Here is a 22283-nt window from a genome sequence, read left to right on the forward strand (position 1 = left end):
CCGGGGTTTCTGGCGAAAGTCACTTATGCTCCACTCTCTAACCGCCTTGCTCCGCACTCTAAAAAAACTTGCACAATAGGTCAAAACGACCTATACTTAATCAGTCGTTACGACCTATGGAGGTGCGAATGTACGAATTATTAATTTTAGGGGTATTAACGTCCCGAGATATGTCCGGCTATAAACTGCGGTGCGTGCTGGAAAGTGCGTTGGTACCGCGGCGGCCGGTTTCTAACGGCGTGATGTATCCAGTACTTAAAAAACTGGCGGAACAGGGATTTATCGTCTTTGTGGATCAGCCCAATGACCCGCGAGGAAAGCGATTGGCGCACATTACCGAAGCAGGGATGGATCGGGTGCAGGAGCTGATGCGCCAACCCGTTGCTGAAGATGGGAAACGCGAATCGATTTACCGGTTCAAGTTTCGGGGGATGTCAGCCGTTGATGTGGCGACTCAGGAACGGATTTTAGCTGATTACGAAGCTAGTAATCAAACTGATCGCAACGTTTATCAAGAAGTTTGGGAACATTTACAAGATAAGTTACACCAATCCGATGCGCGCCACGATGCGTTAACGTGGGGCTGTCGGTCACTCGAACTAGGAATCGCCATCTGTGATGCAAAGCAGGCGTGGATCGACCAGTGTCGGGTAGAAATGAGTCAAGGGGGCAAACATGGCAACAACTAAATCAACGAAACAATGGATCGCCTTAGCTGCAATGGGCTTGGGGGTCTTCATGGGCTTACTGGACGTCACGGTCGTTAACGTGGCGCTGCCAACAATGGTTACGGATTTTAAAACCACTTTTACGGACCTGCAGTGGGTGTTAAATGCCTACACGCTGGTCTACGCCGTCAGTTTGATGATCATGTCCAAACTGGGGGATATGTATGGTCGGAAGAAATTTTCTTAGGGTCACTGATCTTATTCGTGCTGGCATCAGCTGTGAATGGGATGGCCAGCAATTTATTAATTCTAGATATTGGCCGAGGCGTTCAAGCCATTGGTGGTTCCGGTATGATGTCGCTGTCGATGGCTTGGTGGCATCGAACTTTGAGGGCCGTGACCGGGGCTTAGCACTGGGCATTCTAGGTTCCATTATCGGGATGTCATCAGCGTCAGGACCGTTAATTGGTGGTTACCTGGTCGAACACTTCGGCTGGCCATCAATTTTCTACGTCAACGTACCGTTTGGCATTATTGCGGTGATCCTGACCGTGATTTACGTGAAGGAAACGCCAAGCTATGGTAAAAATCAAAAAGTCGACTTGGTGGGCATGTTCCTCTCGGCCGTTGGATTGTTTGCGGTCATCTACGGTTTAATCGTCAAAGAAGGGCATACGCACTGGGGTTGGTTAGACTTACGTGTCAGTGGCTGGCTATTAGGCGGTGTTGTGGTACTGATCATTTTTATCGTAGCAGAAGCGCACATCAAAGAGCCAATGGTTAATTTACAAATGTTCAAGAAACCCCACTTTGTTGGGGTGGTTATCGTGGCATTTGCGTTAGGCGCGGGGATCTACTCCTTCAACACGTTCCTGACGGCGTTGATGCAGAACTACATTGGTTATTCAGCACTCAAACCGGGGTTCGGCAACTGACCATCAGTATCTGGTCGCTGATTCTGGGTCCCATTGTGGGAATCCTGAGCGCACGGTACTCGAAGAAGTGGATGATTACCATCAGCTTGTTGGTTGGGAGCATCGGCTTCGTCCTAATGGCCCGGGCAATTGGTCCTGCAGTCACGTTCGCTGGTCTATGGCCCGGTATGGTCCTGATGGGAATCACCAACGGGATGGTTAATCCGTTGTTAAATACCGCCGGCATGGAAGGCGTCCAACCGCATGAAATGGGGATGGCGTCTGGTTTGCTAAACGTTTTTCGGCAACTGGGAACGACAGTTGGCGTGGTTGGCCTAGGCTTGATTCAGGATAGCCAGTACGAAACTTACCTGAACGGTCATCTCGGTCATCTCGGCATGCCAACCGCGGCCGTTGATGGCCTTAAAAAAGCGTTGGTCGATGCTGGACCGTTTTCGGGACACACGATTGCCTTTGCCGATCGGGTGCAACACGCGCCATTCGCGCATGCGTTCCAGCAGGTGGTCATCCGCGCTTACGACCACGGTATGACCTCGCTAACGATTGCGGCGGCGGTCATTGTCCTGATTGGGGCAATTGGTGCGGGATTATTGCTGCAACGAAATCCGAAATCAACGGAATTATAAAATAATCGTGAATGGCGTCATTACAGACGAAAAACCTGTAATGACGCCATTTTTACGTTGCATGTAACCCGGGAAATAACCACGAAATTATGGAGAATCACCCATGCTTAGAAGCTTAGCTAGGCAAATTCAGTTGGCTGTCGTATTCTAAAATCAGCAAGGGGGAGAAAAAATGAAATTTGGTGAACGACTTAAACGAGAGCGGGTAGCACAGCAGTTAACCCAACGAGAAATGGCAGCGCAACTGAACGTTTCTCGACAAACCATTTCGAGCTGGGAAACGGGCAATAGTTATCCGGATATCGATCGCTTAATTCAACTGAGTGACGTCTACCAGATTTCGTTGGACGTGTTATTAAAGGAGGACTCGGGGATGAAGGAGTATTTGAAGAAACAAGAAGTGATGGACGAAATTAAACCCATCGTGAAATTGACAACGGTGATCGACTTGATTTTTATTGCCATTTTACTGGTCATTCCGGTGCACGGTATCGCTGGTGGTTTGGTGATGCTGATGGGCTTGCTGAACATTGCGGTCTTACAGCGCATTCAGCGGTTTCAAGAGGCGGTTACTGGGGAACGTTGGGTGAACCGATGGTCTACGCGTCGTCTGTGGCTGATGTTGACGACTGGCGTTTTATTAGTGGTGGCGTTGGGTGTCGCGGGAATTACTGGCTGGCAGTGGACGAGTTGGGTGACTAAGCTGGTCATGGCCGCCGGGGTAACGCTGGCCGCGCTGGTGGTGCTGGAGATCACGTATCGGGTGGATGTGAAGCGGCACACTGAAGAAAAATAATTTGAATTTAAAAATTGTTTTCCTATAATTAAGCACTTAATTTGTCAGCCTTGGGTCATAACGATGGTTGAATAGTAATGATGTAAGCGCTATACTGACGGTAATAAGTTGGCAAGGGCGCCAAATGATGACTCAGGGTTGAGTCGTTATTTGGTGCTCCTTTTTTAGTTGTAAAGGAGGACTTGAGATGCAACTCTATACGAAAGTTGGCGACAAGGGCACCACGAAATTGGTTGGCGGCGGAACCGTCAGCAAAGATTCTGATCGTGTGTGGGCATATGGCACGATTGATGAATTAAATACCTTTATTGGCTTGGCTGCCACTAAACTTGATTCAAAGGAACAAGATATTCAAGCGGAACTGCTGCAGTTGCAACACTGTTTATTTGATTTTGGGAGTGATCTTGCCAATCCCAACCTCAATGATGACACGATGCGCTTTAACCCAAAGTACGTTGGATGGTTAGAAAGTAAGATTGATCAGTATCAGGATGAGCCACCGGCTATTCAACGGTTTATCTTACCTGGTGGCAGTGAGCAATCGGCCTTGTTCCAGGTATGCCGGACGATCACGCGGCGAGCGGAACGGCAGATTGTGTCACTGAATTGGTCAGTAACCTTACCAAGCGAGATGTTGAAGTTTATTAACCGATTATCCGACTATTTTTACGCACTGGCGCGGGTGGTTAACTATCGACAGGGGACACCTGAAGTTTTCTATGAGCATGGTAATCAGGTTTTTCATTAATAACTAGACCAATTATTAATTTAGTAAATTAGTGAATTGTGCGAAACTTATCATATCAACAAATAACGCCAGTCAAAGTACTAATAGTAGTTGTAGCACAAAATAGTGTTAGTAGACAAATTTGTATAAAAATGGTATTCTAAAATCAACAATTGAATGAAAAGGCTTACTAAATGGAAACCGGTGTAATTCCGGTACGGACCCGCCACTGTGATTAGTAGTGGTATACTACTATCAGTCAGATCTTTTTAGTAAGCTACTTATGAGAAGTGACATTTTGCCTCGTGGAAAAGGCGAAATGTTTTTCATGTCAATTCAACCTGCACAATGGGGTGCGGGTAACGTAAACAATGGCGTTTATGGTGGGGTCGCAGCGATGCGGCTCTTTTTTAATTGAAAAAGTTGGCAAACGAGGCTGGGGTTAGCCCCTGAGGCTCATTTTTTTAGCGAACAGGTGTTAACCGCGTAGTGACGGCAATTGCTTTAATTTTGCTTGTGATGGCTTTCCCAATCATTTAGTGAGTTATATATTAATGCACTAAAAAAACGTTGACACCAATTCATGTAAGCGCTATATTTAATACGTAAATAAAATTGATAATTCGTACAATGGCGTACACAAAAAAGCGATGGTGCTTTAGTTCATACTATTTAGTATGGCCTAAAGCACCTTTTTCATTTTTATTTATTAATCGAAAGTGTAAAGGAGGTTATGCGATTGGAGAAAATACAGTTTAAAACACAGATCTGGTCTGGTGACGGGGCGTTATCCGGCTTGGAAGACATCCATGATCAGCGGATCTTTGTTGTAACTGATCCATTTATGGTTGAATCAGGCAGTTTGAGTAAGATTACCGACCATCTTGAAGCTAAGAATGAGTTGTCGATCTTCTCGGATATCCAACCTGATCCGCCAATTACCAAGATTACCAAAGGAATCGCCGCACTTCAGGAATTTAAAGCAACGTTGTTGGTTGCTGTTGGCGGTGGTTCAGCGATTGATGCAACGAAGGCGATGAAGTATTTCGCCAAACAAGCATCACACGGTGAAGTCGACCTCGATTTGATTGCGGTGCCAACAACGAGTGGGACCGGATCGGAAGTAACCAACTTCGCAGTCATTACCGACAGCGAAAAGGGCATCAAATACCCGCTGGTAACTGATGAGATTTTACCAAAGATTGCCTTGCTAGACGCTAACTTGGTTGTCTCAGCACCACAACATATCACAGTTGATACGGGGATGGACGTCCTAACGCACTGTTTGGAAGCTTACGTTTCAATTAACGCCAACGATTTCTCGGACGCGTTAGCAGAAAAGGGATTCCGGATGGTGTTCGAATACCTACAACGGGTAAGCGATGACGGTTCTGACTTGGAAGCTCGCCAGAAGATGCATGATGCGTCATGTATCGCCGGAATGGCGTTTAACCTCGTTAACCTGGGATTGAATCACGGTATCGCGCACGCAGCTGGTGCCCAGTACCATATCCCACACGGTCGACTGAACACAATTCTCATGCCACACATCATTGAATTCAACGCTGAAATGGAAAAGGGTATCATGGAAACACCAAACCAGGCTGCCATCAAGTATGCAAAGTTAGCACGCTTTCTTGGCATTCGCGGATCCAACCCCAAGATTGCGGTTCGTAGTTTGATCAACCACATTATCCAATTCCGTAAGAAGTTGAACATGCCAGCAACTTTCCAAGACTACGGTATCAGCCATGAGCTCTTCGAACAAACGAAGCACGAAATTGCTGAAGCTGCCCTCAAGGATGGCACAACGGCTGCTAACCCTCGGGTACCAAGCGCTGATGATGTGATCAAGATTTTGGAGACAAGCTACTCTTAAAACTAACGCCATTGTGAAAAATCGCTTAAATGAGAAATGTTGATGAATTGTAATTTTTTTATTACTTGATAGGAACAAGAATGTCAGCTAACATGGCAGAATAAATGGAAGCGTTTCGATATCAACCATGTGCTTCTGATAGTAACTGAAAAGTTGATTTTAACTATGGCGATAAGGGGTGGTTATCGTGAATGAACGAATTGTAATTGTTGATGATGAACCGATTACTCGGTTAGACATTCGAGATATTTTGGAACAGGCAGGGTATGAAGTTGTTGGCGAAGCGGGTGATGGGTTTGAAGCCATCGATGTGTGCCAACGGCAAAAGCCTGACCTGGTCATCATGGATATCCGGATGCCATTGTTGGACGGATTAAAGGCCGGCAAACGAATTATTGAAGATCAGTTGACTCAGTCGATTATTTATCTCTCTGCTTACAGTGATGAAGCGGATACGGATACGGCTGGGCGAATTGGGGCAGTTGGTATTTAGTAAAACCATTATCAGAGCGGTCCTTGCTCACAACCATTCACGTTGGCTTAGCGCGAGTTGAGCACAACCGGCAGCTTGCGAGAAGGTTGAAAAATTGTCAGTGAAGTTGGAACAACGTAAAGTGATCGAACGCGCCAAGGGTGTTTTAATGGCAGAAAACAACATGACCGAAAACGCCGCTTACAAGATGCTTCGTGATCTGAGTATGACCAAGCGTTGCCCAATGAACGACATTGCCGAACTGATCGTGACTGATGCCTGATGACTGAACTAGCAGATCTTTGCCATAAGTATACGAGTCTAACGGATACTGATATTGCAACCTTAGTGGCCGAGACGAAGCTGATTGAACTTAATCCAGCGTATCGTGACTTTGACGTTTTTATCGACGCGCGTAACGAATTAAACAATCAAGCCATTGTGATTTACCATAAGCCTCCTACTAGTGTGCCTTCGCTTTATCGCAAGAAGGTCGTCGGCCAGGATGCACTTAGAACTAACGAACCCGGCGTGTTTCATACGCTAGAGACCAAGCTTGATTCCGTTGGGTTATTAGCAGAGACGCAGGAACACCGTTTGATCCAGCAGAAAATCTATCCTATCTCCCGAAATAATAGGACGATTGGGGTTACGATCGTTGAATCGGACGTTTTGGATGACTTTAAAGTTCAAAACCTCGAACTTAAGTACAGTAACGTGTCAGCAACGATTCAGATGTTGGGACGTCTGGACACAACGATTACGGACCAGTTGGCGGACGCCATTTTGTGTTTTGACAAGAGCGGTCGGTTAGTACTTGCCAACCATACAGCGTTGACGGTGTACAAACAGGTCGGTTATATCGGTAACATCGTTGGCCAAGTTTACGATAATTTGTCGTTAGACGGGTCGGAATTCAAAACAGTGTTGAAACAGTTACAAGGCGTTTCAGAGGACGAGCAGCCATTAACTTATAACTTTAGTTATCTGAACTACTACTTTACTACCAGAAAGTTCTGGAATCGCAAGAATCAGCAAGTTGTCATTCTGATTCAGGATAAGACGGATGTAAAGATGAAAGAAGCTGAGATCATTTCCAAATCGGTTGCGATTCGCGAGATCAATCACCGGGTTAAGAATAACTTGCAGTCGGTGATCTCATTACTACGGATCCAACAACGCCGATTAAAGAGTGCGGAAGCGAAAAAAGTCTTAACTGAGAGCGTCAGTCGCATCATGGCGATTGCCTCGACTTACGAATTAATGTCGAAGCAGTTGGGTGATGAGACGAATCTGCAAGCCACGATTCAACTATTAGTTTCCCACTTTGTCCAACTTAACGATGAAACCGGAAGTTGGATATAACGACTGATATTGATCCTAAGATCACCGTAGACAGTGATCAGGTCGTGACCATTTCAATAATTGTTAACGAATTATTGCAAAACGCCGTGTCACACGCCTTTCCAGAAGAACAAACCACACCGCCTAACAACGTGTTGGTTGAAGGAAAGGTTAACGATGAAATCATTACGATGCGCATCAAAGACAATGGCGTGGGCTTCGACCTCGATAATACGCGTCCTGGCAGCTTGGGGTTAACCATCATTCGGAGTTACGTTAAGGATAAGTTGTTGGGTAAATTGAAAATTGAATCGACAACACAAGGAACTGAAGTTAGTTTCTCGTTTGATCAAAAACCACAACATTGACGTTGTGGCAGTAGCAATGGGGCTCAAGATCAAACCATTTTCTAGCATGAACCAATTTTTGAATTGGATCGTGTTTTGAAGCTGGTTTGACCTTGAGCCCCATTTTTTCGGAAGGAGGGAGGTTTTATGAAAGACGACACGATACTGAGTGTTGGGATCGACTTAGGGACATCCACAACTCAGTTGATTCTATCGCGACTCACGATTAAAAACTTCGCGTCAGCATTTTCAGTGCCCAGAATTAATATTGCTAAGAAAGAGGTTATTTTCCAGAGTGATATTATCTTCACTCCTCTGGCCACCCAAACTGAAATTGACGCCGAGGCGATTAAGAAGTTTGTTGCTGATCAATATCAAAAAGCAGGTATCTCCAAGCAAGACATCCAAATGGGTGCCGTGATCATCACGGGGGAAACGGCGCGGAAGCAAAATTCCAGTGCCGTGACCCACGCCTTGAGTGGCTACGCCGGCGACTTCGTGGTTGCGACGGCCGGCCCCGACCTAGAAAGTATCATCGCTGGGAAGGGTGCTGGTACCAACGTGATTGCCAAGAAGACTCGCAAGAACGTGGTCAACATGGATATCGGTGGGGGAACTAGTAACCTGGGACTCTTCAACGATGATGATGTGCTCGATACCGCTTGTTTCGATATTGGTGGTCGTCTGATTAAAGTCACACCAGAGACTCACGAAATTACCTATATTTCACCCAAAGTTAAGCAATTAATTCAAGAACTTCACTTGGATATCCACGAAAAAACAGTGGCGACTAAGGAACGGTTACAACCAATCATTGACGTGTTGACGCAAGTCCTCGAAAACAGTATTGGTTTAGGGAATAAGAGCCCCTACTTCGACCTGTTCGTAACGAACCACGCCTTACATCCAGAGTACTTGGTTGACGGCGTTACCTTCTCCGGTGGCGTTGCCGATTGTCTGAATGAAATTTTACCAGCTGATGAATTCCGCTATGGTGACATTGGCGTCTTGCTGGGTCACGCCGTTGCGCAGTCCGAAATTTTCAAACAAAAGACTGTCTATCCTTCCGTCGAAACGATTCGTGCAACAGTCGTGGGTGCGGGATCACACACAACGGACGTGACTGGGAGCACGATTGCCTATACTGACGGCATCCTTCCCCTACGTAACTTACCGATCCTTAAGATTGCGAAGGGCGATGAGGGGCTTGAAGCGGATGATTTAGCAACCCGGATATCCGAAAAGATTAAGTGGTATCAAGTTCAAAATGAACTGAACAACGTTGTTTTAGCCTTGGTTGGCAAGCGCAGCCCAACCTTCTCAGATATTCAACGTTATGCAGCCGGCATTGTCAAAGGTGCTCAAGTTTTAATTGATAAACATGAACCGCTCATCATCATGGTTCATGAAGATATGGCCAAAGCGCTAGGTCATAGCTTGTTTGCACAGTTACCAGACCGTTATCCGTTTGTCTGCATTGACAGCGTGAAGGTTGAAAATGGGGATTACATCGATATTGGGGAACCCGTTGCGGGCGGCGAAGTGCTGCCTGTCATCGTGAAAACCTTGGTCTTTGGCTAACTGTAAACCATCTAACCTGTAAGGGAGGCAACACAATAATGATTTTACAAACAATGTTATCTGATCAATTATTCAGTTTTAAATCCGTTAAAGAAGTTATGGCAAAAGCAACGAAGAAAAGTCTGGTGATAAATTAGCCGGCGTTGCCGCAGCCGATTCAACAGAACGAGTTGCTGCCAAAATTGTTTTAGCACAATTAACCTTAAACGACATTTACAACAACCCAGCAGTGCCATATGACATTGATGCCGTTACTCGGATCATCACCGATGGCATCAACAAGCGAATTTTCAACGAAATCAAGAACTGGACGGTTTCAGACCTACGCGAATGGTTATTATCAGATTCAACCACCGACCACGAAATTCGTCGGATTCGCCAAGGCTTAACCTCAGAAATGGTTGCAGCCGTTACTAAGTTAATGACCAACATGGACTTGATCGTTGCGGCTAAGAAGATTCACGTTGAAAAGACTGCCAACACAACTATTGGTCGTCCAGGAACCTTTAGCTCACGGCTTCAACCGAACCACCCAACCGACAACATCGACGGTGTGATGGCAACGGTTATGGAAGGTTTGAGTATGGGGATTGGGGATGCCGTTATCGGCTTGAACCCTAACGATGACTCCGTTGATAATGTGGTTAAGATTTTGAACAAGTTCGAAGAATTCCGTGCGCAATGGAACGTACCTACTCAATGTTCTGTTTTAGCCCACGTTACCACTCAAATGGAAGCCATTCGTCGTGGTGCACCTTCTGGCTTGATCTTCCAATCAATCGCTGGTTCTGAAAAGGGGAACACGGCCTTTGGTGTCACGGTCGACATGTTGGACGAAGCTTACGACTTAGCCTTACATGAAGGTCAATGCCCAGGTCCTAACGTCATGTACTTCGAAACTGGTGAAGGTTCTGAATTATCAGCCGAAGCCAACTACGACGCCGATGAATTAACCATGGAATCTCGTTGCTACGGCTTAGCTAAGCGCTACGATCCATTCTTGGTCAACACGGTGGTTGGGTTTATCGGACCTGAATACCTCTACGATTCAAAGGAAGTTACTCGTGCCGGTCTTGAAGATCACTTCATGGGCAAGTTACAAGGCATCTCAATGGGGTGTGACGTCTGCTACACCAACCATATGAAGGCCGACCAAAACGACGGCGAAGACTTAACGGTTCTGTTAGCTGCCGCAGGTTGCAACTACATCATGGGTATCCCTCATGCAGATGATATCATGTTGAACTATCAATCAACTGGCTTCCAAGAAACCGCAACGGTTCGTGATATCTTCGGTTACCACCCAATCAAGGAATTCGAAGACTGGATGGAATCAATGGGTATTAGCCACAACGGTAAGTTAACTGACCGCGCCGGCGACGCTTCAATTTTCTTAAACTAAAAAAGAAGGTGATATGACATGAATGAACAAGATTTAAAAGCAATGATTGAGAACATTTTGTCAGACGTAACTGCGGGTAACACTTCAGACAACAACACGTCATCACAAGCAACGGCAACAACGACGGATACGAGTTCGGAAGTTTCCGGAGAAGTATTGGACGATATCACCAAGATCGACTTAAAGAAGCAATTCTTAGTACCCAATGCTGCTGATCGTGATGGCTATCTTAAAATCAAGTCATTTACACCAGCTCGTTTAGGGATGTGGCGTGCCGGGTCTCGTTACAAGACCGCTTCAGTCCTTCGCTTCAGAGCTGACCATGCCGCTGCTCAAGACGCTGTCTTCAGCGACGTTGATCCAGAATTACCAAAGGAAATGGGCTTCCTTGAAACCCAAACAACCTGTGAATCAAAGGATGAATACTTAACTCGTCCTGATCACGGCCGGAAGTTCTCTGATGAAATGGCGGCTAAGATCAAGAGTGGTGTTAAGCAAAACGCTAAGATTCAAATCGTTGTTGGTGACGGCCTAAGTTCAGCCGCAATTGAAGCTAACGTTCGTGAAATTATTCCAGCCATTCAACAAGGGTTAAAAGTTTACGGCTTGGGATTTGAAAACAAGGACGTCATCTTCGTCAAATACGCTCGGGTTGGCGCTGAAGACCATATCGGTGATTTAACTGGCGCAGACGTTGTCTGCATGCTCGTCGCGAACGGCCAGGGTTAGTTACTGCTAAGTCAATGAGTGCTTACATTGCCTACAAACCAACTGTCGGCATGCCTGAAGCAAACCGGACCGTTGTTTCCAATATCCATGACGGTGGGTTACCAGCCGTTGAAGCAGGGGCTTACATTGCTGAACTGTTAGATAAGATGGTTCGCTTGAAGAAGTCCGGGATCGACTTGAAGACCGCTGAAAACGCTGGTGCTTAACCCCGTTATCGGATAACGGAAGGAGGAATTACAAAGTGAAGAACGATTTACTTAAAGCTAATGTCCTGAGTACCCGGTTGATTCCTAACGTGGATGCCGCATTGGCCAAAGCCCTAGATTTACCAAGTCACATCAAGAGTCTGGGTCTCATCACATCAGACTGTGATGATGTTACCTACGTTGCCTTGGACGAAGCGACGAAAACCGCTGCCGTTGAAGTTGTTTACGGTAAGAGTATGTACGCTGGTGCCGGCAACGCCTCGACTAAGTTAGCCGGTGAAGTTATCGGGATCCTTGGCGGGCCTAACCCCGCTGAAGTTCGAAGCGGGTTGGATGCTTGCGTTCGGGTGATTGAAGAAGAAGCCCATTTTGTAAGCGCTAACGAAGACGATAGTATCGTCTACTTTGCACACACGATCTCAAGAACTGGGAGTTACCTATCAGAGGTTGCCGGTGCTCAAGAGGGTGGCGCAATTGCTTACCTGATCGCACCACCATTGGAATCCATTTACGGATTAGATGCTGCGATGAAAGCAGCCGACGTCCAAATGGGCGTTCTCTACGGTCCTCCTTCGGAAACCAACTTTGGTGGGGGCTTATTGACGGGGTCTCAATCAGCATGTAAGGCAGCCTGTGACGCATTTGCCACAGCCGTTAAACAAATTGCTGCTGACCCAACCGGAATCGATTAAGGATGTGACTGAAAATGGCAGTGGAAAGCCTTGGCATGATTGAAGTACGGGGTTTCCTTGGCGCTGTCGTTGCAGCCGATGCGGCACTTAAGGCCGCAAACGTTCAGTTAAGTGATATGCCGATTACGCGCGGCGGATTGGTCACCGTGTTATTAACGGGAGACGTTGCTGCAGTCAATGCGAGTGTGGATGCTGGGGTTGCCATTATCGAAGACTTCAACTGCTTAATTTCACAACACGTGATCGCACGAATGGATAATCAAACGGCAGTGATGGCGCAGCACCATTGCCAGATGATCCAGATCCGAAGCCGGAAGCGCCAAAACCGGTCGTCGATCAACCAGCACCACTAGCTGAACCTCAAATCGATGAGCCAAGTTCGGTCACTGATTCGGACGCACAAGCAGACGCACCGAAAACTGAAAACGCATCTGCACAACCCGAAGCAGTACCAGAGAAACCACAAGCAAGTAAGCCAACGGTTTCAGCAAAACCTGAAGCCAAACAACCAGCTACTCAGACCAGCAGTACCCCTCAAAAGCCAATTACCGGTGATGAGAAGACCTGGGTAACTGATAAACAAGAACTTGAAAAGATGCGGGTCGTCGATCTTCGTCGGCAAGCTTACCGCATGAACATCAAGACCTTAACTAAAAAGCAAATTAAGATGGGCAACAAGAAGACGCTAGTCCAGGCTATCTTAGATGATTTGCAAAGGAGGGATAACACTTGAATCTAGTTGATAACGATTTAGCTTCCATCCAGGAAGTACGGACGCTGTTACACGCTGCTACCAAGGCACAACAACAATTTGGCCGGTTCTCACAAGAACAAGTTGACTCTGTCTGCAAAGCCATTGCCGATGCAGGTGTTGCAGCTAGTAAACGACTAGCCAAAATGGCACAAAAGGAAACTGGTTTTGGGATTTGGCAAGACAAGGTGATCAAAAACGTCTTTGGTTCCAAAACAATCTACGAAAAGTACCGTGATTTAAAGACGGTCGGTATCGTTGAAGAACATCCGGAATTAAAGACGATCGATATGGCCGTGCCAGTCGGTGTTATCGCCGGGTTGATTCCATCAACTAATCCAACCTCATCAGTGTTTTATAAAGCATTGATCGCGGTTAAAGCGGGGAACGCCATTGTCTTCTCGCCACATCCAAATGCTAAGAACTGTATTTTGGAAGCCGTTAAAGTCGTTTCCGACGCTGCTACTGCGGCTGGGGCACCTGAAGGTTTAATTTCAGGCATTACCCGCCCAACGTTGGAAGCAACCGATGAATTGATGAAACATAAGGAAACCAAGTTGATCTTGGCAACTGGTGGGGGCGCGATGGTTCACGCCGCATACTCATCAGGAACCCCAGCCTTGGGTGTTGGCCCAGGTAACGGCTCAGCCTTTATCGAAAAGAGTGCCAACGTGGCCCAAGCTGTTAAACGGATCATGGATTCTGAAACCTTTGACAATGGGACGATTTGTGCATCAGAACAATCGATCATTGCTGAAGATGCCAACAAGGTTGAAGTTCGTGCCGAACTGAAAAAGCAGGGCGGTTACTTCTTAAACCCTGATGAAGTAGCGAAGTTATCGAAGTTCATCCTTCGCGGTGACAACACGATGAACCCGCAAATCGTTGGGAAGTCCGTTCAACAACTTGCCGACTTAGCCGGTTTGAACGTCCCAATGGAAGCGCGCGTCTTGATCGTTGAAGACCAACCCGAAAACGTTGGCCCACAAGATCCATTCTCACGTGAAAAGTTGACCCCAATCGTGGCCTACTTTGAAGTCGCAGATTGTGCGGCAGCTGCTGATTTGACTGTCAAATTATTGACGAATGAAGGTGCCGGTCACACGGCCATCTTACATTCGGAGAACCAAAAGGTGATTCGTCAGTACGCAGCTAAGGTACCAGCTTCTCGGATCCTGATCAACACACCAGGAACCTTGGGTGGTATCGGGGCCTCAACGAACCTCAACCCAGCCTTAACGTTAGGTTGTGGGGCCGTTGGTGGTAGCGCAACTTCAGAAAACGTTAGCCCATTGAACTTGCTGGATGTGAAGCACGTTGCGACCGGCGTTCGGGAAATCGAAGAAGTTAAGCGCGAAGTTGCTGAGGTAGCACCAACTGGTGTTACTGCAGCACCAAGTACCACCCCAGTTGATCAAAAACAACTGGTTGATGAATTAGTGCGTCAGGTTTTAGCTCAAATTCAATAGCTTACATTTAAAAGGAGGACATTATTATGTCAAACGAAAACGCTCTCGGAATGATCGAACTAAAGGTTTAGTTGGTGCAATTGAAGCTGCCGATGCCATGGTTAAAGCTGCTAACGTTACTTTGATCGGTAAGGAACAAATTGGTTCAGGGTTGGTAACGGTTATGGTTCGTGGTGATGTTGGTGCCGTTAAGGCTGCTACTGATGCCGGTGCTGCTGCTAGTGAAAAAGTTGGCGAATTGATTTCTGTCCACGTTATCCCACGTCCACACAACGAAGTTGAAGGGATCTTACCTCACTTATCCGATGCTGCTGGTGAAACCTTAGATTAATCAGTGATCACGGTAAGTCGTCCATGAAAGGAGGTGCCTCTTGGGTAAATTACTAACTGAAAGCTCAGTGAGACAGTTGATGCGGGTCAACAAATTGACCGACCAAGATCAACTGACCTTGCCAAGAGGTACTATTCTGACCCCAGCGGCCCGCGGATTTTTGACCGAACACCAGATTAAGGTCAACTTATCCGGCACGGAAACCAGTGAGGTTAGAATTCAAGAAGCTGAAAAGCCGAAACCGAACCCGTGGCTTCAAACGATTCAGGTGACTCATCAGCCAATTGATTTTAATCAATTAACCTATTATGGCACTCCGTTAGTTCACTTACAGTCCGCTTTAAGAGATCAGTTATTGCGATGGCTAACGATTCTCGGCGAAACAACCGGAGAATTGAATCAAACGATCGTCACCGATATTACCACCTTTGTTAATTCACTCACGACGACGACGTTTGAAGAGATCCTCACTAACGAGGAGTATGCGGTAGATGATTTGAAACTGGCAGAGGTGAAACTTCCTGAAGTTTCAACCTTCAGTATTTCGAATCTGCAGCTCAGCTTAGGGCTGGTTGCCGATGCGTTAGCAAACTACTTAACCGTTCAGCCGGACTTAAAACAATCGGCTTACTACCAAGCAGTGATTACATGGCAAACCATGATTCAGGACTGGACACAGTCACTAATAGAGAGTAGGTGAAGACAACGCAGAATTTAAATGAATTAGTTGAAGACATTGTAACCGAATTACGTAAGAAGACCTCGTTTGAAGTTGAGGCTTCGGCCCGCCACATCCACTTGGATCAGGCGACAATCGATGGGTTGTTTGGGAAGGGTTATCAATTAACGCCTAAACGACCACTATCCCAACCGGGCCAGTTCGTCAGTGAAGAACGCTTAACGATTCAGGGACCCGCAGGCCAAATCGAGAACGTTGCGATTCTTGGTCCTGCCCGGAAACAATCACAAGTTGAACTGTCATTGACGGATGCCATGACGTTAGGTGTGAAAGCACCATTACGCGAAAGTGGTCATCTTGACCAGACGCCAGGTGTCACGTTGATTCACGATAACCAACAGGTCACCATTCCACTTGGGGTGATGATCGCGCAACGTCACATTCATATGACGCCAGCTGATGCCCAGTTATTTGGGGTTAAAAATAGCGATATCGTCAGCGTCAAAATTGGCGGCGATCGCGGTTTAACGTTTGATAACGTGGTCATTCGGGTGAGTGATCGGTTTGCTACCCGGATGCACATCGACTTTGATGAAGCCAACGCTTGTGGCCTAACCAAGGGAACGCGGGGAACACTTTATAAAAAGTAGGTTTTAAAAATGCAGTCTGCTGAAATAGAAAGAATCATTCAAATCGTCACGGACCGGGTTTTAGCGCAACTTGAAGTCGTTACCCAAGACAGTATTCTGTTTCAGGACAAAATTGAAGCGTATCCTGCACCGTATGTCGAAAAACTTTCAGCTGACTTCCATTTCGAGTTTGGACAAAAGCAGGATAGCGATGCTATCCTGCTTTGTCTTAGTCAGATGACATTACAGCAGTTACTCGCCGTGGCGAGTCTGACTGCCATTGATCCAGAAACGACCCAAGTCATCGACTTTTTGTTGAAAGGCAAGCCAGTTTGGATTTTGGCAGCGGCACCACAACTGGGACCGTACCGAAAGCAGGCAAAGTACGCGGTGTGGCATGAATTACAACTGGCACTCCAAAAAGTGGCCAAGTTTAACATTCACTTTATCAAGGATGATGTCGCACTAACGCAACGACTGAAAACATTGCCGAAGCAGTCACAAGTCATGGCGTCAGCACCAATCAAACGCCAGTTTATCACCCAACTTACGCTCCAACAACGGTGGCAAAATAAGCAACCGTTGCTGAACGAGGGTGAGGTGTTAACGGACTTGGCTGCTGAATGGGCCCGTGATCATCGGCTCAAAGTTTAACCGAATTTGTTTGGCTGACAACTTGGTGAGCCAAACAGCAATTATTGATTTTAACGTTTGTAACGCGTGTTTGGAAGGGGGCAGTTTAGATTATGGGAATTAATGAAATAATTATGTATGTCATGGTGCTCTTCATGATTTTAGGCGCCGTTGATAAGATGCTCGGTAACAAATTCGGCTTGGGTGAAAAGTTCGAAGAAGGGATCAACTCCATGGGGGCTTTGGCGCTCTCCATGGTCGGGATCATCATCTTGGCGCCCATCTTGGCCAAGATTTTATCACCAGTTGTTGTGCCAGTTTACACGGCGTTAGGTGCTGACCCATCAATGTTTGCGACGAGTTTGATTGCGCTTGATATGGGTGGCTTCCAATTAGCCCAACAAATGGCCGTTGATCCACAAGCTGGGATGTTCGCAGCCGTTATCCTCGGCTCAATGATGGGACCAACCATCGTGTTCTCAATTCCAGTTGCGTTAGGAATCATTGATAAGAAGGATCACCGTTTCTTGGCAACCGGCGTGTTGTCAGGGATGATCACCATTCCAATTGGCTGTTTCGTTGGTGGTTTGCTGATGGGTATGCCATTGATGATGATTTTGAAGAACCTTGTGCCAATCATCTTGTTTGCCGCTTTGATCGCATTAGGGCTTTGGTTCAAACCGGAAGGCATGATCAAGGGATTCTCCATTTTCGGTCAATTGATCGTGATTATCGGGACCTTAGGGTTAGCCATTGGTGCCATTCAATCAATGGTTGGCATTAAAGTTATCCCTGGTATGGGGAACGTTCGTGAAGGTATCCAAGTTGTTGGTGGGATCGCAATGACCTTAGCCGGTGCATTTACGCTGGTTTACGTGATTACTAAGGTCTTCCGCAAGCCATTGATGGGCTTAGGGAAGGCGCTTGGGATGAACGAAACGGCGGCTGCCGGTTTGGTTGCTACGTTGGCCAACAACATTCCAATGTTTGAAATGATGAAGGATATGGATGACCGCGGTAAGATCATCAACGTTGCCTTTGCCGTTTCTGCAGCCTTCGTCTTTGGGGATCACTTAGGGTTTACCGCTGGGGTAGCCAAAGAAATGATCTTTCCAATGATTGTCAGCAAGTTAGTTGCCGGGATTACAGCCATTGCAGTCGCAATGTTTATGGCTAACCGGGTGTTAGGTAAAGAAGATAAGAAAGCCGAAGAAGGAGACGTGATTGCAGATGAACATTGATCGTGAACAGGTTGAAGCCATTATTCGGAAAATTGTGTTGGAAAAGTTAGGGACCAATAAAACTACGACCCCAGATGCTGATCAGCATTGACCTGCCTAATTGGAGTGTGTCGGAAGCTGACAGAATGGATACGGGAAATCCAAGTGATCAAGTTTACACCAAGGATTTCTTTGACCTGAACGAAAGCCCCCGTCTTGGTGCCGGGTTAATGACCATGAAGGAAAGTACCTTCGATTGGACCCTTAACTACGACGAAGTGGATTACGTTGTTTCCGGTGAACTCAGTGTGATTGGGAAGAACGGGACTGCTACGGCGGGTCCTGGCCAAATCATCTTGATTCCTAAGGGCAGTCAAATTAAATTCTCTGCACCAAAGGAAGCTCGGTTTATCTATATCACTTATCCTGCCGACTGGGCGAACCAAGCTTAGTGACAATCAGGGGTTAACGTAGTGTGCGACCAACGAGTGGTGCGACAACTGTTAACGCAGGTGAGTGACGGCATCAGGTTGTTGAGGGGGTATGAATAATGGTAACAGATTCATCACAGGAACATCGAACTGAACCGGAACGGATGATTCAAGAGTACGTTCCCGGCAAACAGATCACCCTAGCGCACATTATCGCTAATCCGGATAAGGATATTTTCGAAAAATTAGGGTTAAGTGATACGAACACTGCATTGGGGATTCTAACCATTACGCCCAGCGAGGCGTCAATTATTGCTAGTGATATCGCGACGAAGGCCAGTAGTGTCAGTCTAGGATTCATTGATCGCTTCAGTGGTTCCGTTGTCGTGTGTGGAGAAGTGTCAGAAGTTGATGCTGCTCTACGCGAAGTCGTGACTAAGTTGCAGGATATTCTTGATTTCTCAGTTTCGACCATTACCCGAACCTAGGGAAACTACAATCAGTGAGGCGAAAGATGATGACGATTAAAACGCAAGTTGATCTTAAACAAGTCAATCAGCAACTCCAAGCATTTGCGACCGTTGTGAACGGTAACCACCCAATCCGGGAAGTAACGGCTGACGAACAGCTACGAGTCGGCGTGGATCTTGGGACCTCGTCAATTGTGTTGACGGTATTAGATGAACAGAATCAGCCGCTATATGGTGCATTTGAATACGATAACGCCGTCCGCGATGGTATCGTGGTCAACTTTATCGAATCAGTGCAGATTTTAAAGCGGTTGAAGCAAAAGGCGGAAGACGTGTTAGGGGTCACCCTAACCACGGCCTGTGGTGCTGTGCCACCGGGAACGGGACATGGCAGTGCTAAAATCGTGACGAACGTAATTGAATCAGCCGAGTTTGAGTGTCGCGAAATAGTTGATGAACCAACTGCTGCGGCGCAGTTCCTGCACATGCAGGATGGCACCGTAGTTGATATTGGTGGTGGGACAACGGGAATCAGTGTCTTTGAGCACGGTCACCTCAACGAAGTGCTGGATGAAGCAACTGGTGGGTTCCATATGACCTTAGTGTTAGCGGGTTACCACCACGTTGATTCGGCAGAAGCGGAGTTAATGAAGCGTGATGAAAGCAAGGAAGGCGAAGTGTTTGCGGTCATTCGGCCAGTTGTCGAAAAAATGGCATGATCACTAAAACTGCAGTGACAACGGAAGTTAAGCAACCCGTTATCGTTGTTGGCGGGGCGATCAATTTCAAACAGTTCATTCCAACTTTCAGTAAAACGCTAACGTTACCCGCCTATAAACCGGATTTTCCACAATTCGTGACACCACTAGGTATTGCAATGTACGATCATGAACCAGAATAGTTAAAGGAAGCGGCAGATGCCATGTATATGGGAAAAGTCGTTGGCAGCGTTGTTTCAACGCAGAAGGATCCGTCACTAGTTGGTCGAAAGTTAATGATTATTCAACCAATTAATGCGGATGGTCAAACGGTGCGTCACGAAGAGGTGGCTGCTGATACAGTAGGTGCCGGGATTGGTGAGTACGTCCTCTATGTTCGGGGGGCTGGTGCTCGAAATAGTAGTCCTCAAGGTGATCCGCACGCTGATGTGATGGACGCTGCAATTGTCGGGATCATTGACCGATTTGATAGTTAATGGTGTCGGTAGGACGAAAGCCCGCGCACGGTAACGTGGTTTAACATTCTTGGGTGGGATAAGCCAGTGGTTTATCCCCTCAGATAAGCGAATAAGCCGGTTGGTTTATTGGTTTATCTGAGAGAAATGGGTGAGTCCCCAACGTCGATGTTGGGTCAACTAAATGCCATGGAGGAATGCCGTATGGATCAGTTAAGGCAGAGTTATACCTGAAATTAGGGATCATTTTACGTAATCGGTTGGTGATGGCACCAATGAATGCTCAGTTATCAGCTGGTGGCCGAGTGACTGAAAAGGACGTTGAATTTTATCGCGAGCGGAGTCAATCGGTTGGCTTATCGATTATTGGGTCGGGCTATGTCTCAGCTTCTGGCAACTCAGGCTTTGGAGCGGTTAGCTGTGCATCGGATGACGCTATCGAGGGGTTAAGTCAGTTGGCTCAGGCCATTCATTCGGGTGGCAGTCGGGCTATCTTACAGTTAGTTCACGCTGGTCGGATGACCAATCGGTTTGTGACGGCTGGACATGACGTTGTTGCGCCAAGTGCGATTCAAGCGAAGCACGGTCAAGTCGACATTCCAAGAGAACTGACGCGGGATGAAATTATTCAGATCATGCAGGACTTCGTTGACGCAACTCGGCGAGCGATTCAGGCTGGATTTGATGGCGTTGAAATTCACGGTGCCAATACGTTTTTATGCCAGCAGTTTATGTCACCAGCCTCTAATCAGCGTGACGATGAATTTGGCGGTCCGTTAGTCAATCGCATTCAGTTTCCGGCGATACTGACTCGGTTAGTTGTCCAAGAAGCGAACGCTGCTAATCGGCCCTTTGCGGTTGGTTACCGAATCTCGCCCGAGGAGGCTGAACCAGGTGGTCTAACCCTAGAGGACAACCTGTTTTTGATGCAAATTCTTGAGCGGTTGGGCATTGATTATCTGAGTTTATCGTTGCACCACTATGACCAACGGCCGCAAACGAGTTCACGACTGGCAACTTGGACGGTTGCGGATATTGTGAAGTCAACCAGTCAGGTACCGGTGATGATTGCTGGCCATATCCGCACCAAAACGGATGTTGCGACCAGCAACGCTGATTTAATTGGGATTGCGACCCCAATCGTCAGTGAACCAACGTGGGCGCAACGGCTATTGAACGACTAAATAAGATGGGAGGTTGTGAGATGGCAACGCAGGCAATTTCATTAACGGGTGGCGTTAACTTTCGCGACCTCGGCGGGTATCTGACGCGAGATGGCCGTCAAACAAAGTGGCATAAGCTTGTTCGAGCCGGGACTTGGCAGAGTTAACGATTGCTGACGAGGTGAAGTTAGCAGATTACGGGATTACGGTGAACGTTGATCTACGGTCGTCGGCTGAGCTTCGGCAATATCCGGATCGGATGATGACGGGAACCCGCTATATTCACTTGCCCGTTCTCGATGATGATGAAACTGAGAGTACTGAAATTAGTGAACAATTACAGCAGGTGTACGCGACGAATCCAGAGGGTGGTTATTTACGGATGCTGGACGTTTACCGCGATTTAGTGATCAACCCGCAAGCTCAGCGGACCTACCATCGCTTTTTAGCCTATTTAGCGGCTCATGGAAAGGATGAAACGGTGTTGTTTCACTGCTCAGCCGGTAAAGATCGGACTGGGATGTGTAGCATCCTATTGTTGTTTGCGTTAGGTGTTAGTCCAGAGTACATTGAAGCGGATTATTTAATGACCAATCCATTGTCGGTAAAACGCGTTCAATGGCGGGTAGCCGAGGCGCGGCAGGCGAATATGTCGCCGGCGTTTATTAACTCAGTGTGTGATTTATCGACCGTTAAGCTGGATTATTACCAACGAGCGATGTCGTTGATCAATGAAGAATACGGGGGCATACAGGCGTATTTACACACCGTTGTAGGCATTACGGATAGCATGATTGGGGAACTGAAACGAGCTTACTTAAAATGACAAAAACGTTATTGCATAGAGCGGATTGGCGCTGATGCAATAACGTTTTTTTAGTGTATAAGGGTTATCAGTTTGTGTTTCATCTATAGTTGCTATCGTTTGT

The 22283-nt window shown here is 46.9% G+C and carries 18 protein-coding genes, 8 pseudogenes and 1 riboswitch; all 26 genes and pseudogenes read left to right on the top strand.

Translation table 11 applies throughout. The features are described from left to right. The first annotated feature begins 128 nt into the window (after window positions 1–128). The 26 genes and pseudogenes from JCM2765_RS00995 to JCM2765_RS01120 all read left to right on the top strand — a co-directional run bounded on the left by JCM2765_RS00995 (window position 129) and on the right by JCM2765_RS01120 (window position 22180). Entirely contained in the window at window positions 129–689 is a 561-nt protein-coding gene (locus JCM2765_RS00995) for a PadR family transcriptional regulator (RefSeq protein ID WP_082404930.1), read from the top strand. Beyond that, a pseudogene (locus JCM2765_RS01000) lies at window positions 676–2229 on the top strand (MFS transporter). The gene JCM2765_RS00995 and the pseudogene JCM2765_RS01000 overlap by 14 nt, the downstream one beginning before the upstream one ends. A 172-nt stretch (window positions 2230–2401) precedes the next feature. Next, on the top strand, window positions 2402–3025 hold the full coding sequence (locus tag JCM2765_RS16585; RefSeq protein WP_082404931.1) for a helix-turn-helix domain-containing protein: 624 nt from the start codon (window positions 2402–2404) through the stop codon (window positions 3023–3025). Between the two features lie 187 nt (window positions 3026–3212). Further along, entirely contained in the window at window positions 3213–3773 is a 561-nt protein-coding gene (locus tag JCM2765_RS01010; RefSeq protein ID WP_054732688.1) for a cob(I)yrinic acid a,c-diamide adenosyltransferase, read from the top strand. Window positions 3774–3921: 148 nt separating this feature from the next. Beyond that, a riboswitch (adenosylcobalamin (AdoCbl) riboswitch) is annotated at window positions 3922–4080 on the top strand. Between the two features lie 411 nt (window positions 4081–4491). After that, window positions 4492–5631: a 1-propanol dehydrogenase PduQ gene (locus tag JCM2765_RS01015; protein ID WP_054732692.1), complete on the top strand. Its 1140-nt coding sequence runs from the start codon at window positions 4492–4494 to the stop codon at window positions 5629–5631. Between the two features lie 187 nt (window positions 5632–5818). Beyond that, window positions 5819–6386: pseudogene (locus JCM2765_RS01020) on the top strand (ANTAR domain-containing response regulator). Then, complete coding sequence (locus JCM2765_RS01025; protein WP_054732697.1) at window positions 6386–7468, top strand: histidine kinase N-terminal domain-containing protein; 1083 nt, start codon at window positions 6386–6388, stop codon at window positions 7466–7468. Before JCM2765_RS01020 ends, JCM2765_RS01025 begins: the two are co-directional and overlap by 1 nt. After that, entirely contained in the window at window positions 7459–7815 is a 357-nt protein-coding gene (locus JCM2765_RS17735) for an ATP-binding protein (protein ID WP_054732700.1), read from the top strand. Before JCM2765_RS01025 ends, JCM2765_RS17735 begins: the two co-directional genes overlap by 10 nt. Before the next feature lie 126 nt (window positions 7816–7941). Beyond that, window positions 7942–9375: an ethanolamine ammonia-lyase reactivating factor EutA gene (gene eutA, locus JCM2765_RS01035; RefSeq protein WP_054732705.1), complete on the top strand. Its 1434-nt coding sequence runs from the start codon at window positions 7942–7944 to the stop codon at window positions 9373–9375. 38 nt (window positions 9376–9413) lie between these two features. Continuing rightward, window positions 9414–10777 (top strand): annotated as a pseudogene (locus tag JCM2765_RS01040) (ethanolamine ammonia-lyase subunit EutB). 18 nt (window positions 10778–10795) lie between these two features. Continuing rightward, window positions 10796–11712 (top strand): annotated as a pseudogene (eutC, locus tag JCM2765_RS01045) (ethanolamine ammonia-lyase subunit EutC). 35 nt (window positions 11713–11747) lie between these two features. Beyond that, complete coding sequence (gene eutL, locus JCM2765_RS01050) at window positions 11748–12404, top strand: ethanolamine utilization microcompartment protein EutL (RefSeq protein WP_054732708.1); 657 nt, start codon at window positions 11748–11750, stop codon at window positions 12402–12404. 14 nt (window positions 12405–12418) lie between these two features. Then, window positions 12419–12757 (top strand): BMC domain-containing protein, encoded by a 339-nt coding sequence (locus JCM2765_RS01055; protein WP_054732711.1) that lies wholly within the window; start codon window positions 12419–12421, stop codon window positions 12755–12757. Next, window positions 12691–13137: a hypothetical protein gene (locus JCM2765_RS01060; protein ID WP_054732713.1), complete on the top strand. Its 447-nt coding sequence runs from the start codon at window positions 12691–12693 to the stop codon at window positions 13135–13137. The genes JCM2765_RS01055 and JCM2765_RS01060 overlap by 67 nt, the downstream gene beginning before the upstream one ends. Then, entirely contained in the window at window positions 13134–14624 is a 1491-nt protein-coding gene (locus JCM2765_RS01065; RefSeq protein WP_054732716.1) for an acetaldehyde dehydrogenase (acetylating), read from the top strand. Before JCM2765_RS01060 ends, JCM2765_RS01065 begins: the two co-directional genes overlap by 4 nt. 26 nt (window positions 14625–14650) lie before the next feature. Then, window positions 14651–14955 (top strand): annotated as a pseudogene (locus JCM2765_RS01070) (BMC domain-containing protein). Window positions 14956–14995: 40 nt separating this feature from the next. Beyond that, window positions 14996–15655, top strand: a complete 660-nt coding sequence (locus JCM2765_RS01075; RefSeq protein WP_054732719.1) for a hypothetical protein — start codon at window positions 14996–14998, stop codon at window positions 15653–15655. Further along, the gene (gene pduL, locus JCM2765_RS01080; protein WP_054732722.1) at window positions 15652–16284 is read left to right on the top strand and encodes a phosphate propanoyltransferase; all 633 of its coding nucleotides are present in this window, start codon (window positions 15652–15654) and stop codon (window positions 16282–16284) included. The genes JCM2765_RS01075 and pduL overlap by 4 nt, the downstream gene beginning before the upstream one ends. A gap of 9 nt (window positions 16285–16293) precedes the next feature. Continuing rightward, on the top strand, window positions 16294–16917 hold the full coding sequence (locus tag JCM2765_RS01085) for a hypothetical protein (RefSeq protein ID WP_054732725.1): 624 nt from the start codon (window positions 16294–16296) through the stop codon (window positions 16915–16917). A gap of 92 nt (window positions 16918–17009) precedes the next feature. After that, the gene (gene eutH / locus JCM2765_RS01090; RefSeq protein ID WP_054732729.1) at window positions 17010–18137 is read left to right on the top strand and encodes an ethanolamine utilization protein EutH; all 1128 of its coding nucleotides are present in this window, start codon (window positions 17010–17012) and stop codon (window positions 18135–18137) included. Then, window positions 18127–18568: pseudogene (locus JCM2765_RS01095) on the top strand (EutQ-related cupin domain-containing protein). The gene eutH and the pseudogene JCM2765_RS01095 overlap by 11 nt, the downstream one beginning before the upstream one ends. 98 nt (window positions 18569–18666) lie before the next feature. Further along, window positions 18667–19035, top strand: coding sequence for a BMC domain-containing protein (locus JCM2765_RS01100; RefSeq protein WP_054732731.1), 369 nt, complete (start codon window positions 18667–18669; stop codon window positions 19033–19035). Between the two features lie 26 nt (window positions 19036–19061). Beyond that, window positions 19062–19918, top strand: a pseudogene (eutJ, locus tag JCM2765_RS01105) (ethanolamine utilization protein EutJ). Window positions 19919–19939: 21 nt separating this feature from the next. After that, the gene (locus JCM2765_RS01110) at window positions 19940–20212 is read left to right on the top strand and encodes a EutN/CcmL family microcompartment protein (RefSeq protein ID WP_054732736.1); all 273 of its coding nucleotides are present in this window, start codon (window positions 19940–19942) and stop codon (window positions 20210–20212) included. A gap of 176 nt (window positions 20213–20388) precedes the next feature. Then, window positions 20389–21375, top strand: a complete 987-nt coding sequence (locus JCM2765_RS01115; RefSeq protein WP_082404932.1) for an oxidoreductase — start codon at window positions 20389–20391, stop codon at window positions 21373–21375. Window positions 21376–21395: 20 nt separating this feature from the next. Continuing rightward, window positions 21396–22180, top strand: a pseudogene (locus JCM2765_RS01120) (tyrosine-protein phosphatase). The last annotated feature ends 103 nt before the right edge of the window (window positions 22181–22283 follow it).

Source organism: Secundilactobacillus similis DSM 23365 = JCM 2765 (assembly GCF_001311075.1).
GTDB lineage: Bacteria > Bacillota > Bacilli > Lactobacillales > Lactobacillaceae > Secundilactobacillus > Secundilactobacillus similis.